Origin of the sequence: Bacillus sp. ES1-5, assembly GCF_022487605.1 — a bacterium.
GTDB lineage: Bacteria > Bacillota > Bacilli > Bacillales > Bacillaceae_G > Bacillus_A > Bacillus_A wiedmannii.
On sequence record NZ_JAKVPU010000002.1, the window covers coordinates 86286 to 101133 of the forward strand.

The following is a 14848-nucleotide window of genomic DNA, read 5'->3' on the forward strand; positions in this document are numbered from 1 at the left end:
ATCATACTTAATTTAAAGAATCGATATGAGGAGGAGCATATGAAAGTCGCAATTATTGGAGCAACTGGGTATGGAGGTATTGAGTTAATTCGGTTATTAGAGCAACATCCATATTTTTCGATAGCATCTCTTCATTCTTTTTCGCAAGTTGGCGAATGTATAACAAATGTATATCCGCATTTTCAAAATGTTCTTGTTCATACGTTACAAGAAATTGATACGGAGGAAATAAAGAAGAAAGCAGAAATTGTATTTTTAGCAACCCCAGCAGGAGTGTCGGCAGAGTTAACACCAAAATTATTAGCAACAGGTTTAAAAGTAATTGACCTATCTGGAGACTTTCGTATGAAAGATCCTTCGACATATGAACAGTGGTATAAAAGGACAGCTGCAAAAGAAGAGGTCCTTGGGGAAGCTGTATATGGGTTAAGTGAATGGAAAAGGTCCGAGATTCAAAATGCAAATTTAATTGCAAACCCAGGATGTTTTGCTACAGCCGCATTATTAGCGATATTGCCGTTAGTACGTAGCGGCATGATTGAAGAAGATTCCATTATTATTGATGCGAAATCAGGAGTATCTGGAGCGGGCAAAACGCCAACAACGATGACTCACTTTCCTGAGTTATACGATAACTTGCACATTTATAAAGTAAATGAGCATCAACACATTCCTGAGATTGAGCAAATACTTGCAGAATGGAATAGGGAAACGAAGCCAATCACGTTTAGTACACATTTAATACCAATATCACGGGGGATTATGATTACACTTTATGCGAAAGTAAAACGAGAAATGGAAATAGAACAACTTCAAAAATTATATGAAGAAGCATATGAACAATCGGCTTTTATTCGAATTCGCACGCAAGGAGAGTTTCCAAGTCCGAAAGAAGTGAGGGGCTCAAATTATTGTGATATGGGGATAGCTTGCGATGAAAGAACAGGAAGAGTGACAGTCGTTTCGGTTATAGACAATATGATGAAAGGTGCGGCTGGGCAAGCGATTCAAAATGCAAACATAGTAGCGGGACTAGAAGAAACAACAGGTTTACAACATATGCCGCTTTATCCATAAGGGGGACATGATGATTAAAGTAGAGTCTATAACAAAATTAGAAAATGGTTCAATTGTAACGCCAAAAGGCTTTTCGGCAATCGGTACTGCAAATGGTTTAAAAAAAGAAAAAAAGGATCTAGGTGTAATCATTTGTGAAGTGCCAGCATCATGTGCCGCCGTTTATACAACGAATCAAATACAAGCAGCCCCGCTGCAAGTAACGAAAGACAGTATAGCAGCTGAGGGGAAATTACAAGCGATTATCGTCAATAGTGGAAATGCAAATGCTTGTACAGGAATGAAAGGATTACAAGATGCTTACGAGATACGTGCATTAGGGGCCGAACATTTTGGAGTGAAAGAAAATTACGTTGCAATAGCTTCAACAGGTGTAATTGGTGTTCCTTTACCGATGGATATAATCCGAAAGGGAGTTGCAAATCTTATCCCGACGAAGGAGGTAAGTGAAGCTCATTCTTTTTCTGAAGCGATTTTAACGACGGATCTTATAACGAAAGAAACGTGCTATGAGATGATGATTGATGGGAAGAAAGTGGTGCTTGCTGGTGTTGCTAAAGGTTCAGGGATGATTCATCCGAATATGGCAACGATGCTGAGTTTTATTACGACAGACGCTCATGTAGAGCATGATGTATTGCAAATAGCATTATCACAAATAACGAATCATACATTTAATCAAATTACGGTGGATGGAGATACTTCTACGAATGATATGGTCATCGTTATGGCAAGTGGATTATCAGAAACGAAACCAATCAATATGGAACATGCAGATTGGGAAACTTTCGTATTTGCTTTACAGAAGGTATGTGAAGATTTAGCAAAAAAAATTGCACAAGATGGTGAAGGTGCTACGAAGTTAATAGAAGTAAATGTGCTAGGAGCTCGAACGAATGAAGAGGCAAAGAAAATTGCAAAGCAAATAGTCGGTTCGAGTCTTGTGAAAACAGCAATACATGGTGAAGACCCAAATTGGGGGCGAATTATTAGCAGTATGGGACAAAGTGAAGTAGCGATTCATCCGGATACAATTGATATTACTCTGCAATCTATCGCTGTGTTAAAAAATAGTGAGCCTCAAATGTTTTCTGAAGAGGAAATGAAAAGGAAATTAAAAGAACATGAAATTATGATTAATGTGTATTTACATTTAGGAGAAGAGACCGGATCAGCTTGGGGCTGTGACTTAAGCTATGAATATGTGAAAATAAACGCTTGTTATCGTACATAAGGAGAGGGAAGATGAGCGATTATATTGTAGTGAAATGCGGCGGTAGTATGTTGGATCAATTAAATGATGTGTTTTTTGACTGTATAAAGAAATTGCAACAGAAGTATAAAGTAGTGATTGTCCATGGTGGCGGCCCAGAAATTGATGCAAAATTAAAAGATTGTAACATCAAAGTAGAAAAAAGAGATGGGTTACGAGTAACACCAAAAGAAGTTATGGATATTGTTCAAATGGTGCTATGCGGAAGTACGAATAAAAAATTTGTAATGAAGTTGCAAAGGCATAATTTACTTGCGGTAGGTTGTTCAGGGTGTGACGGAAATTTACTTCAAGTTCAACCTGTCAGCGAAGAAATAGGATATGTGGGAGAAGTAAGTTATGTCGAAACAGCCTTATTAAAAGGATTGATAAATTTGAATTATATTCCCGTTATTGCTCCGGTTGGGATAAATGATAATGAGATTTATAACATAAATGCGGATACAGCTGCAGCTGGAATTGCGGCCGCGTTATCCGCAAAAGAACTCATTTTTATTACGGATGTAGATGGGATATTACATGAAGGAAAATTAGTAAAGAAAACGGATGAATTTGAAATTGTTACTTTTATAGAAAAAGGAGTTATTACAGGCGGGATGATTCCGAAAGTACAGGCGGCACTAGCGTCATTAAAAATGGGAGTGCAAAAGATAAGTATTGTGAACGGTACAAAAGATTTTACTGAAGTTACGGGAGATTGTATCGGAACGACGGTAACGAAAGGAGTAAGTATCGTATGACAAGTCATCTTTTTCAAACGTATGGGAGAAGAAATATTGAGTTTGTAAAGGGAAGTGGAACGGAAGTCTTTGATAAGAATGGTAAGCAATATTTAGATTTCACATCAGGAATTGGCGTATGTAATTTAGGTCATTGTCACCCTACTGTTATGAAAGCTGTACAAGAGCAACTTAATGATTTATGGCATATATCTAACCTGTTTACAAACAGCTTACAAGAAGAGGTCGCATCATTATTAACAGAAAATATAACATTAGATTCTGTTTTTTTCTGTAATAGCGGGGCAGAGGCGAATGAAGCTGCGTTGAAGCTAGCTCGTAAGCATACTGGAAAATCTCTCGTCGTAACATGCCAGCAGTCTTTTCACGGTAGAACATTCGCAACGATGAGTGCGACGGGTCAAAATAAAGTGAAAGAAGGGTTTGGTCCGCTCCTTCCGTCTTTTTTACATACCCCTTTTAACGATGTGAAGGCGTTAGAGGAAGTAATGAATGAAGAAGCCGCGGCGGTAATGGTAGAAGTTGTTCAAGGAGAGGGAGGAGTCATACCTGCTAATCTATCTTTTTTGAAAGCAATTGAAACATTATGCAATAAATTCGGTTCCTTATTTATTATTGACGAGGTACAAACAGGGATTGGAAGAACAGGGACATTATTTGCTTATGAACAAATGGGAATACATCCTCATATTGTTACTACTGCTAAGGCGCTTGGCAATGGCATTCCCGTTGGAGCGATGATTGGCCGGAAAGAACTTGGAACATCGTTTACTGCAGGATCACACGGTTCAACGTTTGGCGGGAATTATATTGCAATGGCTGCAGCGAAAGAAGTATTGCAAGTAAGTAAGAATCCATCATTTTTAAAAGAGGTAAAGGAAAAGGGCGAGTACGTATTAGAGAAGTTGCGAGAGGAATTACGACATGTTGAATGTATTCAAAATATACGTGGTAAGGGACTTATGATTGGGATTGAGTGTAAGCATGAAGTTGCAAGTTTTATAGAAAAACTAGAGAAAGAAGGGCTTCTCGTATTACAAGCAGGGCCTAATGTGATAAGACTATTACCACCACTTATTGTAACGAATGAAGAGCTAGAACAGGCAGTATATATGATAAAAAAAGTAGTTTGTACAAAAAACGTATCAATCATATAAGGGGGAAATTCCATGTCAACTGTACAAGTACCGAAATTAAATACGAAAGATCTGTTAACATTAGAAGAACTGACGCAAGAAGAAATCATTTCTTTAATTGAGTTCGCTATATATTTAAAAAAGAATAAGCAAGAGCCTTTATTACAAGGAAAAATATTAGGGCTTATCTTTGATAAACATTCAACTCGTACTCGCGTATCTTTTGAAGCAGGAATGGTACAGCTTGGAGGACATGGCATGTTTTTAAGTGGGAAAGAGATGCAAATTGGAAGAGGGGAGAGCGTTTCAGATACTGCGAAAGTATTATCTCATTATATTGATGGGATCATGATACGTACATTTTCACATGCCGATGTAGAAGAGCTTGCAAAAGAATCGAGCATTCCTGTTATTAATGGATTAACGGACGATCACCATCCTTGTCAGGCGTTGGCAGATTTAATGACAATATATGAAGAAATAAATACATTTAAAGGAATAAAATTGGCTTATGTAGGTGACGGGAATAACGTATGTCATTCATTGTTGTTAGCGAGTGCAAAAGTTGGAATGAATATGACTGTTGCGACGCCTGTAGGATATGAACCGAATGAGGAAATTGTAAAAAAAGCGTTAGTGATTGCTGAAGAAACAGGAGCTGAAATTGAAATTTTGCATAACCCTGAATTAGCAGTGAGTGAAGCAGATTTCATTTATACTGACGTTTGGATGAGTATGGGGCAAGAGGGAGAAGACGAGAAATATACTTTATTTCAACCTTACCAAATTAATAAAGAACTTGTTATGCATGCGAAGCAAACATATCGTTTCTTACACTGTTTACCTGCCCATCGTGAAGAAGAAGTAACAGGAGAAGTTATAGATGGACCACAGTCTATCGTATTTGAGCAAGCTGGTAATCGATTGCACGCGCAAAAAGCATTATTAGTAAGTTTATTTAAAAATGTAGAAGAACTTTCCTGAATGATGTGCACCCCAATTGTTAGGTACGAATAACAATTGGAGGTGTGCTTTTTTATATTGAAATGTCGTATGTATATTTGGTTAATCATCTCTATATCATTTATAATAAAAAGAGTAAACTACATTTGTTTTTCATATCATGTAAGGACATACTAGATAGAAAAAATATAGTTAAAGAGATGATGAATTTGAAAACAACTAAGAAAACATATTCGTTTTTTCAGCGGATGTGGAGAATATTAAAGTTTCAATATTATAAGTTGCTTCGATCGCCAGAAGGAGCGAAGAAAGTATCATTAGGTTTTGCGATTGGTTTTGGTTTAGAGATGTTGGTTATATATACGGCATCGCTCGTATATGTAATATTTTATCCGATCGTTCGATTAGCAAAGGGATCTTTTCCTGCTGCGGTTATTGGCAATATTATTGGGAAAATATCGTTTCTACCGATATTTTTATTTCCATTTGCTTATGCGTTAGGAAAAATGATATATCCATTTCATGTACAAAAAATACATCATGAACCATTTACGATATCTGACTTGTTTTCGAGTCATATTTTTACGATATTAAAGGGTTTATTGCAAAGTGAAGTGTATGTATTAATTGGAATGACGATTTTAGGAGTTGTGTTTGGGGGAATTTCATATTTCGTTGTGCATTATTTATATGAAAAGAACCGTAAGCTACGCTTGAAGAACAGAAAGAAACGAGTGAGAGAACCACTCGTGCAAATATAAAGAGTGTCACATTCATTTTCTCCTTTGAATATGTTTAAGAAAAAGGGGGAGAGAATGAATGTATTATTATTACGTACCGCAAGTATACCCATATGTAAATTATTATCCGGTTTATGATATGAGTAGACAATACGAAGAATTATATCGACAACAACAATTACAGCAATTATCACAAATACCACAACAACAGCCTACGCAAGAACAAAAACCATATTTAATGACATGGCCATATTCAAATGTGTACTACGGTAATTATTACGAATCATAAAGCTGCTTCTATGTAGAAGCAGCTTTATGCGTTTGTTTTCAAAATTAAATTTTGAATGGTTTGAAGAGAGTGAATGAGCTTTTCGCGCTCTTCCTCAGATAATGTTTGGAAATTTTCTTTTAATTTGTCTAAAATGAATTGTTGATACTGATTTACTAACAATTTCCCTTCAGGTGTTAGGGAAATTAAAATGACCCGTCGATCTTTTTCGCTATAATGACGCTCTATTAGTTCTTCTTGAATTAGTTTGTTTAATAGAGGTGTCATGTTAGGCCGTGAAATCGCTAGCCGCTTGCCGATTTCGGAAACTGCTAATGTGCCATTTTCATGCAGAAGCAGCAATACTTGTGTATGTGATGGCGGCATATGTCTTTGAGAAGAAAATTCTCCAGGAAGCATAAATTTGCGATAAAAAAGAGGCACTAGCGAAAGAAGATGATCAACAATACGTTCCCACTCGCGTGATTCCATATAAAGGCCCCCTTCCACTATCATTGTAACAAAAAAGACAGGGTATAAAAATAGAATTGTTTCATGACCGCTTTAATATTTGTAGGATAACACTTGCTTTGTAAACGCATTAGCAATAATCGCATAGCCGTTATCATTTGGGTGTACTTGGTCAAAGAGTAAATCTTTTTTATCATTCGATATTAATTTACGAACTGGCAAAACGATAGATGGTTGATTTGCTTTTGAAATGGAATAAACGGATTCATTCCAGCCATCTAAAAACATATCTGCATAACTGGCGATGGAGTCATCGAGTTGTAACGGGTTATAGAGTTCTGAGAGAATGAGTAAAGCGTTCGGATTTTGATCGCGAACTGTCTTTACAATAGTTTTTATATCCGCTTCAAAATGAGCTTTTTCTTTATTTAACATTTTAATACCGTCTATAACACCGACATCACGATTTAAGCGAAATAAATTATTTCCTCCAATATTAATCGTAATGATATTTGCTTCTCTAATCTTTTGCTTTACATCTTCTGATTGCACTTTTTTAGCGAGACGATCTGTTGTAAGACCGTTTATCCCAAGATTTTCTACGGTAATTGGTTTATGAATTTGTGCTTCTATTTGTCTAGAAGCTAATTCAGCAAATCCCCCTTGTGTCGACCCATATCCTTTGGCGAGTGAATCACCTAATACGAGATGATAAAAGGAATCGTTTGTTTGCCTATCAATCCAACTTGGAGTAGATGTTTTTTCTGTTTTTTCTTCGGGTTCATTTTGTTTTGTCTCATCGTTCTTTTCAAAATAAGAATAAGAAATGATTAGAAGGAGGAGACAAACAATCGTTAAGATGACTTTTTTCATAAATTCATCCTCCTTGTAATTGGTAATTGTATCATATTCAGCAGTATTAACAATGTAAGGGCATATTATATGTTTATGAAAAGTTTACAACAACTTTACAGAAAATTTGTAGAAGTATGTCAAAAAATATTGACGATATGAAAGTACATTATATATGATAATGTCAGATAAGGTGAAATTTTAATGAGTAGGGCTTTATTTCCAACTAATTAAAGTTTCACTAATCGGGCGTTTAAGGGGACTACTCATTAGCGCAGGATGAAATGGAAATCTTGTCTCTAATAGAAGAAAAAAGGTATGTGGTTAGAGGCAAATAGAGGTTTATTTCATTATTTTTGGTAATTGTATAAGGGGGATTTTTTGTGAAAAAGTCAAAAAAAATGCTAGCTGGAGCAACTCTTGCTATTGGTGTAATAGCACCACAAGTGTTGCCAACAACAGCTCATGCGGATGAAAACAATGGGGAGAGTACGGTTAACTTACGAATTCTAGAAACATCAGATATTCACGTTAACTTAATGAATTACGATTATTATCAAACGAAAACAGATAATAAAGTAGGTCTCGTGCAAACGGCAACACTTGTTAATAAAGCACGTGAAGAAGCGAAGAACTCTGTCCTATTCGATGATGGGGATGCATTACAAGGGACACCGCTTGGAGATTATGTAGCGAATAAAATAAATGATCCGAAGAAGCCTGTGGATCCTAGTTATACACATCCATTATATCGTTTAATGAATTTAATGAAGTATGACGTCATCTCTCTTGGGAATCATGAATTTAACTACGGTTTAGACTATTTAAACAAAGTAATTAGTAAAACAGAGTTCCCGGTTATTAACTCGAACGTCTATAAAGATGATAAAGATAATAATGAAGAGAATGACCAAAATTACTTTAAACCATATCATGTTTTTGAAAAAGAAGTAGAAGATGAATCAGGGCAAAAACAAAAAGTGAAAATTGGCGTAATGGGATTTGTTCCACCTCAAGTTATGAACTGGGATAAAGCGAATTTAGAAGGAAAAGTGAAAGCGAAAGATATAGTTGAAACAGCGAAGAAAATGGTGCCAAAAATGAAAGCAGAAGGTGCAGATGTTATCGTTGCACTAGCGCATTCGGGCGTTGATAAGAGTGGATACAACGTTGGCATGGAAAACGCGTCGTATTATTTAACAGAAGTTCCTGGTGTAGATGCAGTATTAATGGGACATTCACATACTGAAGTGAAGGATGTATTTAATGGTGTTCCAGTTGTAATGCCTGGTGTCTTTGGAAGTAACTTAGGTATTATTGATATGCAATTGAAAAAGGTAAACGGAGAATGGGAAATACAAAAAGAGCAATCGAAGCCGCAACTTCGTCCGATTGCTGATAGTAAAGGGAACCCATTTGTACAATCTGATGAAAAATTAGTTAATGAAATTAAAGATGATCACCAAGCGACAATTGATTATGTGAATACAGCTGTAGGGAAAACGACAGCACCAATTAATAGTTATTTCTCATTAGTACAAGATGATCCTTCTGTACAACTTGTAACAAATGCACAAAAATGGTATGTAGAAAAGTTATTTGCTGAAAATGGACAGTATAGCAAATATAAAGGAATTCCAGTTTTATCTGCAGGCGCACCATTTAAAGCAGGTGGCCGAAACGGTGCTACATATTATACGGATATTCCAGCTGGAACGTTAGCGATTAAAAACGTCGCAGATTTATATGTATATCCAAATACGTTATATGCTGTAAAAGTAAATGGTGCACAAGTGAAAGAATGGCTTGAAATGTCTGCAGGTCAGTTTAATCAAATTTATCCAAAGAAAACAGAAGAACAGCCGTTAGTAAATATAGGCTATCCTACATATAACTTCGATATTTTAGATGGCTTAAAATACGAAATTGATGTAACACAACCAACGAAATACGATAAAGATGGAAAAGTTGTAAATGCAAATACGAATCGTATTATAAATATGACATATGAAGGTAAGCCAGTAGCTGACAATCAAGAGTTCATCGTCGCTACAAATAACTATCGCGGAAGTAGCCAAACGTTCCCAGGTGTAAGTAAAGGAGAAGTTGTATATCAATCGCAAGATGAAACACGTCAAATCATTGTAAAGTATATGCAAGAAACGCCAGTTATTAATCCAACAGCTGATCAAAATTGGGCGTTTAAACCGATTGTTGCAGATAAATTAAATACAACATTTGATTCTTCACCAAATGCACAAAAGTATATAAAGGAAGATGGGAAGATTTCATATGTTGGACCATCTGAAAATCAATTTGCTAAATATGCAATTGATATAACGAAGAAGAATGATGATAAAGAAACTGGTGAAGGAAATCCAACGATACCACCGAAAGGTGATGGGGGAAATCCAACGACACCGCCAACAGGTAATGGAGAAAACCCAACACCGCCAACAGAAGAAGGTAATAATGGTAATGAACCAAAGCAAGATGGAAACACTACTGGATCTGGACAAACTACAACAGATGATCAAAATACAAAAGAAACAACAACAACTGTAAGTGAAAATAAAGAAGCTGAAAAAGATGAACGTGATTTACCGAAAACAGGTACAAGTGTTGCTTCTACAATTGGAGCAGGCTTGGCGTTTGTTGGAGCGGGATTACTTCTGTTATTTAGAAGAAAGAAAGCAAATAGATAGTGGAGAAATATAAAAAGGATTACCGATTCAGGTAATCCTTTTTATATATTATGAAAGTGTTACAGCTTTTTCTTTCTTCCATGAAAGGCCAAATCCAGTGAAACCAACAATAATTGTTAAGACTGGGCAAGCTAAACAGAAAATTGCGAATGGAAGGTAATCGAATGTTGGAACGCTAAGGACGTTTGTTAAGAATACGCCACTTACACCCCATGGTACGAGCGGGTTAATAACTGTACCTGCATCTTCTAATACGCGTGATAAATTACGACGCTCTAAACCGACTTCATCGTATTTGTTAGCAAATGCTTGTCCTGTTAAAACGATTGATAAGTACTGCTCACCAAGTAAGAAGTTTACACCAATTGCAGTTGAAGCAGTAGAAATAATTAAGCGTGTGCTATTTTTTACAAAGCTAGAGATGATATTCATGAGCTGCGTGATAATACCCATTCCTTGTAATAATCCTCCCATACAAAGTGCTAGGAAAATAAGCGCAATCGACATCATCATGCTTTGTAGACCACCGCGAGATAGTAAGCTATCAATATCTTTAATACCAGTTTTAGAAACGTAGCCGTCTTGCATAATTTTCATTAAATCAGCTAAAGAAGTGCTAGGTTTAAAAATAAAGAGAATAATAATTCCTACCACAATTCCTGCAAGCAATGTTGGAACTGCTGGAACTTTTTTAAATGCAAATAGGAACAGTAATAAAATTGGAATAAGTGTAACGATAGAAATCGTTGCATTTTTCTCTAATGTGCTAATAAAGTTTGTGAAGTCAACGTCTCCACTCGTACCGCTTCCTAAAATAAAAAATGCGATAAAAGAAATGATGAAAGCTGGAACTGTTGTCCAAAGCATGTTACGAATATGCTCAAATAAATCTACACCCGTTACAGCAGGAGCTAAGTTTGTTGTATCAGATAAAGGAGACATTTTATCTCCAAAGAATGCGCCAGAAATAATTGCACCAGCGATTAGAGCCGGATCGTATCCGAGAGCACTACCCATACCCATAAAGGCAAGTCCTACAGTTGCGGCAGTTGTAAAGGCGCTACCGATACTTGTTCCAACAATTGCACAAACTACAAAAACAGTTGGAACGAAAATTTTAGGAGATACAATCTGGAAGCCGTATACCATTAAAGTTGGAATTGTTCCAGCAGCGATCCAAACACTAATTAATACGCCTACAAGTAAGAAAATAAAAATAGATGGAATACCAGCTGAAATACTACTGATCATCCCTTTTTCCATAGTAGACCAAGAGATTTTTTTCATAAACCCAAATGCTAATAAAAGAACGATACCAAATAAAATTGGGATGTGTGGTGAAACTTCTAATTGGATAACACTAAAGCCAATACAGAAAAAGATAAATAATGTTAAAAGAACAGATTCAATTTTTGAAACCATTGTTTTTCCCTCCTAAGTAATCTAAAATAGCTCTTTTTTATATAAAATTCGCCAATATTGTTTATTTCCTTCTAAATTTTAGGATTTTGTGACAAATTACCGGTAATTGTTGATCCTTCAATATGATACGGAAATGATTGGATAAAAAAACGTCCCTGCATATAATTATGCAGGGACGAAGAAATCGCGGTACCACCCTAGCTTGTGAAATGAATGTATCACAAAATAAAGGGGCGTATGATATGCGCTAATAAAATAAAAACGCCCCTGCAATATATGCAGGGACGAAAAAATCGCGGTACCACCCTAAATTGTGAAACAGTTTCGTTTCACCACTCTTTAGATATAACGGTCTATAACCGTCTTTCACTACTCCTTACGTTTCGCAAAAGAAGCTCCAGGGGGTAATTCATAATTCGCTCTGTACTGGTTCGCACCGACCACCAGCTCTCTGAAATCAGAAACCGAAATACTACTAAATCCTATCAATGCCGATTCATATGATGTTAGTTAAATTTTTATCACATTTTCATCTTATATGTCAATAAAAATGTTCAATATTTTTTTAGGGGAATAAAGGTTAAATGTTTTTAATGTTCTAAATTTGTACGTTATAATGAATTTGAAAGGGGAGGAAAGAGTGAAGAAAAAAATAATTCTTTTTACCACCTTACTAGTCATTGGCGGAAGTGCTGGAATTTACACAGCTTTTGCAGCTGAATCAGAGCAGGCGAAACAAAAGCAAATACAGCAGTCAGAAGTGAAGAAAGTGAAAGAAGCTGAAGAGAAGAAGTCGATGGAAAAAGCAGCTGAGAAACTAGGAGTTTCTACTGAAGAGAAAACAAAAGAAGAGGTTACGAAAGAAGTAAATACCGCAAGATTTGAGAAGCGCCATGATTTATTAATTGAACATGCAAAACAACGTGGAATAGATACAGAAGGAAAAAAAGATGAAGAGATTATTTTAGAAATAGGAAAGATACAACATGGAAAGTAGAACAACTTATCGTATGATAAGTTGTTCTTTTTTAAGAACTATTTGATTTAAAAATAATTGACAGTCATTTAAATTTAATGTTAACTTTATCTATAAAATAGTTAACATTAGGGGTGACAATTGTGACTGTTAATAGTAATACGACTGAAAAATCGTCTTATACATATGAAGAATTATCGGAGAAAAATAAAGCTTATGTATGGCATCCGTTTACACAAATGAAAGATTATTTAGAAGAAGATCCTGTCATTATTGAACGTGGAGAGGGAAGAAAGCTATACGATGTAAATGGAAATGAATATTGGGATGGTGTTTCATCTATTTGGTTAAATGTTCACGGACATCAAGTACCAGAATTAGATGGAGCAATTCGTGAGCAATTAAATAAAATTGCCCATTCTACTATGTTAGGACTTGCTAACGTTCCATCTATTTTATTAGCAGAAAAAATAATTGAAGTTGTGCCAGAAGGTTTGAAGAAAGTATTCTATTCAGACTCCGGTTCTAGTGCCGTTGAAATTGCAATTAAGATGGCCTTTCAATATTGGCAGCATAAAGGAAAACCGAAGAAACAAAGATTTGTTACATTAAAAGAAGCGTATCACGGTGATACAATTGGAGCTGTTTCAGTAGGAGCGATAGACTTGTTTCACCAAGTGTATAGTTCACTTTTATTTGAGGCAATTAAAATGCCGTATCCATATACATATCGTTCTCCTTATGGAAATAATAAGGAGGAAATTGTGAAAAAACATTTAGAAGAAATGGAAGAGCTGCTGAAAGAAAAGCATGAAGAAATTGCGGCGATTATTGTAGAGCCTTTAATGCAAGGTGCTGGCGGTATGATTACAATGCCAAAAGGATACTTAAGAGGGCTCCGTAATTTATGTACAAAATATAATGTTTTATTTATTACAGATGAGGTAGCGACTGGATTTGGGCGTACCGGGAAAATGTTTGCATGTGAACATGAAAATGTAACACCAGACATTTTAACAGCCGGAAAAGGTTTAACAGGTGGATATTTACCAGTTGCAATCACCGTAACGACAGATGAAATTTATAATGCCTTTTTAGGAGACTATGAAGAACAAAAAACGTTTTTCCACGGTCATAGTTATACAGGGAATCCGTTAGGGTGTGCGGTAGCCATTGCGAATCTAGAGCTATACGAGAAAACAAATTTAATAGAAGAAGTGGCACGTAAGACAGAATATGTGGCGACGCAATTAGAATCGCTCTTTACGTATAAACATGTAGGTGATATTCGTCAGTGCGGGTTAATGGTTGGAATTGAACTTGTGAAGAATAAGGAAACGAAAGAAGCGTTTGAATGGACAGAGAGAGTCGGTGTTCAAGTATGTAAACGTTCAAGAGAGCTGGGCATGATTTTGCGACCACTCGGTAATACGATTGTATTTATGCCTCCTCTTTCTTCTACAATTGATGAGATTGATGATATGTTACGTATTTTGTATAAATCAATCTCGGATGTTACGGAGGGAGAATAATGGGCGGTTTTTTTGTTACAGCAACGGATACTGAAGTGGGGAAAACTGTAGTTGCCGGTGCATTAGCAGGTGTATTTAGAGAATTGGGATATAACATAGGGGTATATAAACCGTTGCAAAGTGGACATGTTGCATCAAATCCAGAGGGAGATGCAGCAAGGTTAAAAGCATTATCAGGTGTACCGACAAAAGAAGATGAAATTTGCCCTTATTCTATTGAAGAGCCTCTTGCTCCGAGACTTGCCATGAAAAGAGCTGGAAGAGTAGTACATTTAAAAGACATTATGGATCACTATAATGAACGATTGAAAGAGTTTAATAGCCTATTTGTAGAAGGAGCAGGTGGACTGGCTGTTCCATATACAGAAGACGCTTTAGTAATTGATTTCGCAAAGGAATTACAGCTTCCTCTTATTATAGTCGCACGCCCTACATTAGGAACAGTAAATCATACAGTTTTAACGATTGCTTATGCAAAGGCACATGGCTTAACGGTAGCAGGTGTAATTTTATCCGGCTGCAAAGAATGTGAAATGGAAAGAGTACAAGAAAATAAAGAAATGATTGAAGAGCTAAGTGGAGTACCGGTTTTAGGTTTATTACCATTCTTTGAAGGTGCGTTTACAGAAGAAGAAGTCTTGGAATCTGCAAAAGAGTATATAATGATTTCAAAATTAGAGGAGTTCATCTGAA

Annotated in this window: 14 protein-coding genes and 1 other annotated feature; of the genes, 11 read left to right on the plus strand and 3 right to left on the minus strand. The window is 36.1% G+C overall.

The genetic code is table 11. The features are described from left to right. The first annotated feature begins 39 nt into the window (after positions 1 to 39). The 7 genes from argC (at position 40) to MKO96_RS10215 (ending at position 6218) form a co-directional block, all read left to right on the plus strand. Positions 40 to 1077: an N-acetyl-gamma-glutamyl-phosphate reductase gene (gene argC / locus MKO96_RS10185; RefSeq protein ID WP_240587428.1), complete on the plus strand. Its 1038-nt coding sequence runs from the start codon at positions 40 to 42 to the stop codon at positions 1075 to 1077. Positions 1078 to 1087: 10 nt separating this feature from the next. Further along, positions 1088 to 2311: a bifunctional glutamate N-acetyltransferase/amino-acid acetyltransferase ArgJ gene (gene argJ / locus MKO96_RS10190; protein WP_240587429.1), complete on the plus strand. Its 1224-nt coding sequence runs from the start codon at positions 1088 to 1090 to the stop codon at positions 2309 to 2311. Positions 2312 to 2322: 11 nt separating this feature from the next. Next, positions 2323 to 3090, plus strand: a complete 768-nt coding sequence (argB, locus tag MKO96_RS10195) for an acetylglutamate kinase (protein ID WP_240587430.1) — start codon at positions 2323 to 2325, stop codon at positions 3088 to 3090. After that, positions 3087 to 4247, plus strand: a complete 1161-nt coding sequence (locus MKO96_RS10200; RefSeq protein WP_240587431.1) for an acetylornithine transaminase — start codon at positions 3087 to 3089, stop codon at positions 4245 to 4247. Before argB ends, MKO96_RS10200 begins: the two co-directional genes overlap by 4 nt. Positions 4248 to 4259: 12 nt before the next feature. After that, positions 4260 to 5210: an ornithine carbamoyltransferase gene (argF, locus tag MKO96_RS10205; protein ID WP_240587432.1), complete on the plus strand. Its 951-nt coding sequence runs from the start codon at positions 4260 to 4262 to the stop codon at positions 5208 to 5210. A gap of 179 nt (positions 5211 to 5389) precedes the next feature. Beyond that, positions 5390 to 5950 (plus strand): DUF2062 domain-containing protein, encoded by a 561-nt coding sequence (locus tag MKO96_RS10210; protein ID WP_087982726.1) that lies wholly within the window; start codon positions 5390 to 5392, stop codon positions 5948 to 5950. A gap of 58 nt (positions 5951 to 6008) precedes the next feature. Beyond that, positions 6009 to 6218, plus strand: coding sequence for a hypothetical protein (locus MKO96_RS10215; RefSeq protein WP_240587433.1), 210 nt, complete (start codon positions 6009 to 6011; stop codon positions 6216 to 6218). Between the two features lie 24 nt (positions 6219 to 6242). Here MKO96_RS10215 and MKO96_RS10220 read toward each other — a convergent pair whose 3' ends face one another. Both MKO96_RS10220 and MKO96_RS10225 read right to left on the minus strand, forming a co-directional pair. After that, positions 6243 to 6689 (minus strand): MarR family winged helix-turn-helix transcriptional regulator, encoded by a 447-nt coding sequence (locus MKO96_RS10220; RefSeq protein ID WP_087981810.1) that lies wholly within the window; start codon positions 6687 to 6689, stop codon positions 6243 to 6245. Positions 6690 to 6761: 72 nt separating this feature from the next. After that, positions 6762 to 7541 carry a GDSL-type esterase/lipase family protein gene (locus MKO96_RS10225; protein ID WP_087981809.1) on the minus strand — a complete coding sequence of 260 codons (780 nt, stop codon included), beginning with the start codon at positions 7539 to 7541 and terminating at the stop codon, positions 6762 to 6764. Positions 7542 to 7903: 362 nt separating this feature from the next. Here MKO96_RS10225 and cpdB point away from each other — a divergent pair, with 362 nt between their 5' ends. Further along, positions 7904 to 10225, plus strand: a complete 2322-nt coding sequence (gene cpdB, locus MKO96_RS10230) for a bifunctional 2',3'-cyclic-nucleotide 2'-phosphodiesterase/3'-nucleotidase (protein ID WP_240587434.1) — start codon at positions 7904 to 7906, stop codon at positions 10223 to 10225. A gap of 48 nt (positions 10226 to 10273) precedes the next feature. Here cpdB and nhaC read toward each other — a convergent pair whose 3' ends face one another. Then, positions 10274 to 11647, minus strand: a complete 1374-nt coding sequence (gene nhaC, locus MKO96_RS10235; protein ID WP_097993698.1) for a Na+/H+ antiporter NhaC — start codon at positions 11645 to 11647, stop codon at positions 10274 to 10276. Positions 11648 to 11924: 277 nt separating this feature from the next. Next, positions 11925 to 12145 (minus strand) — a binding site (T-box leader). Positions 12146 to 12287: 142 nt separating this feature from the next. On the opposite strand from nhaC, the gene MKO96_RS10240 reads away from it, so the two are divergent. The 3 genes from MKO96_RS10240 (at position 12288) to bioD (ending at position 14847) form a co-directional block, all read left to right on the plus strand. Next, entirely contained in the window at positions 12288 to 12644 is a 357-nt protein-coding gene (locus MKO96_RS10240) for a hypothetical protein (protein ID WP_141474862.1), read from the plus strand. Positions 12645 to 12766: 122 nt separating this feature from the next. After that, on the plus strand, positions 12767 to 14155 hold the full coding sequence (gene bioA / locus MKO96_RS10245; RefSeq protein WP_097993695.1) for an adenosylmethionine--8-amino-7-oxononanoate transaminase: 1389 nt from the start codon (positions 12767 to 12769) through the stop codon (positions 14153 to 14155). Next, positions 14155 to 14847: an ATP-dependent dethiobiotin synthetase BioD gene (gene bioD / locus MKO96_RS10250; RefSeq protein WP_097915900.1), complete on the plus strand. Its 693-nt coding sequence runs from the start codon at positions 14155 to 14157 to the stop codon at positions 14845 to 14847. Before bioA ends, bioD begins: the two co-directional genes overlap by 1 nt. Position 14848: the final 1 nt, after the last annotated feature.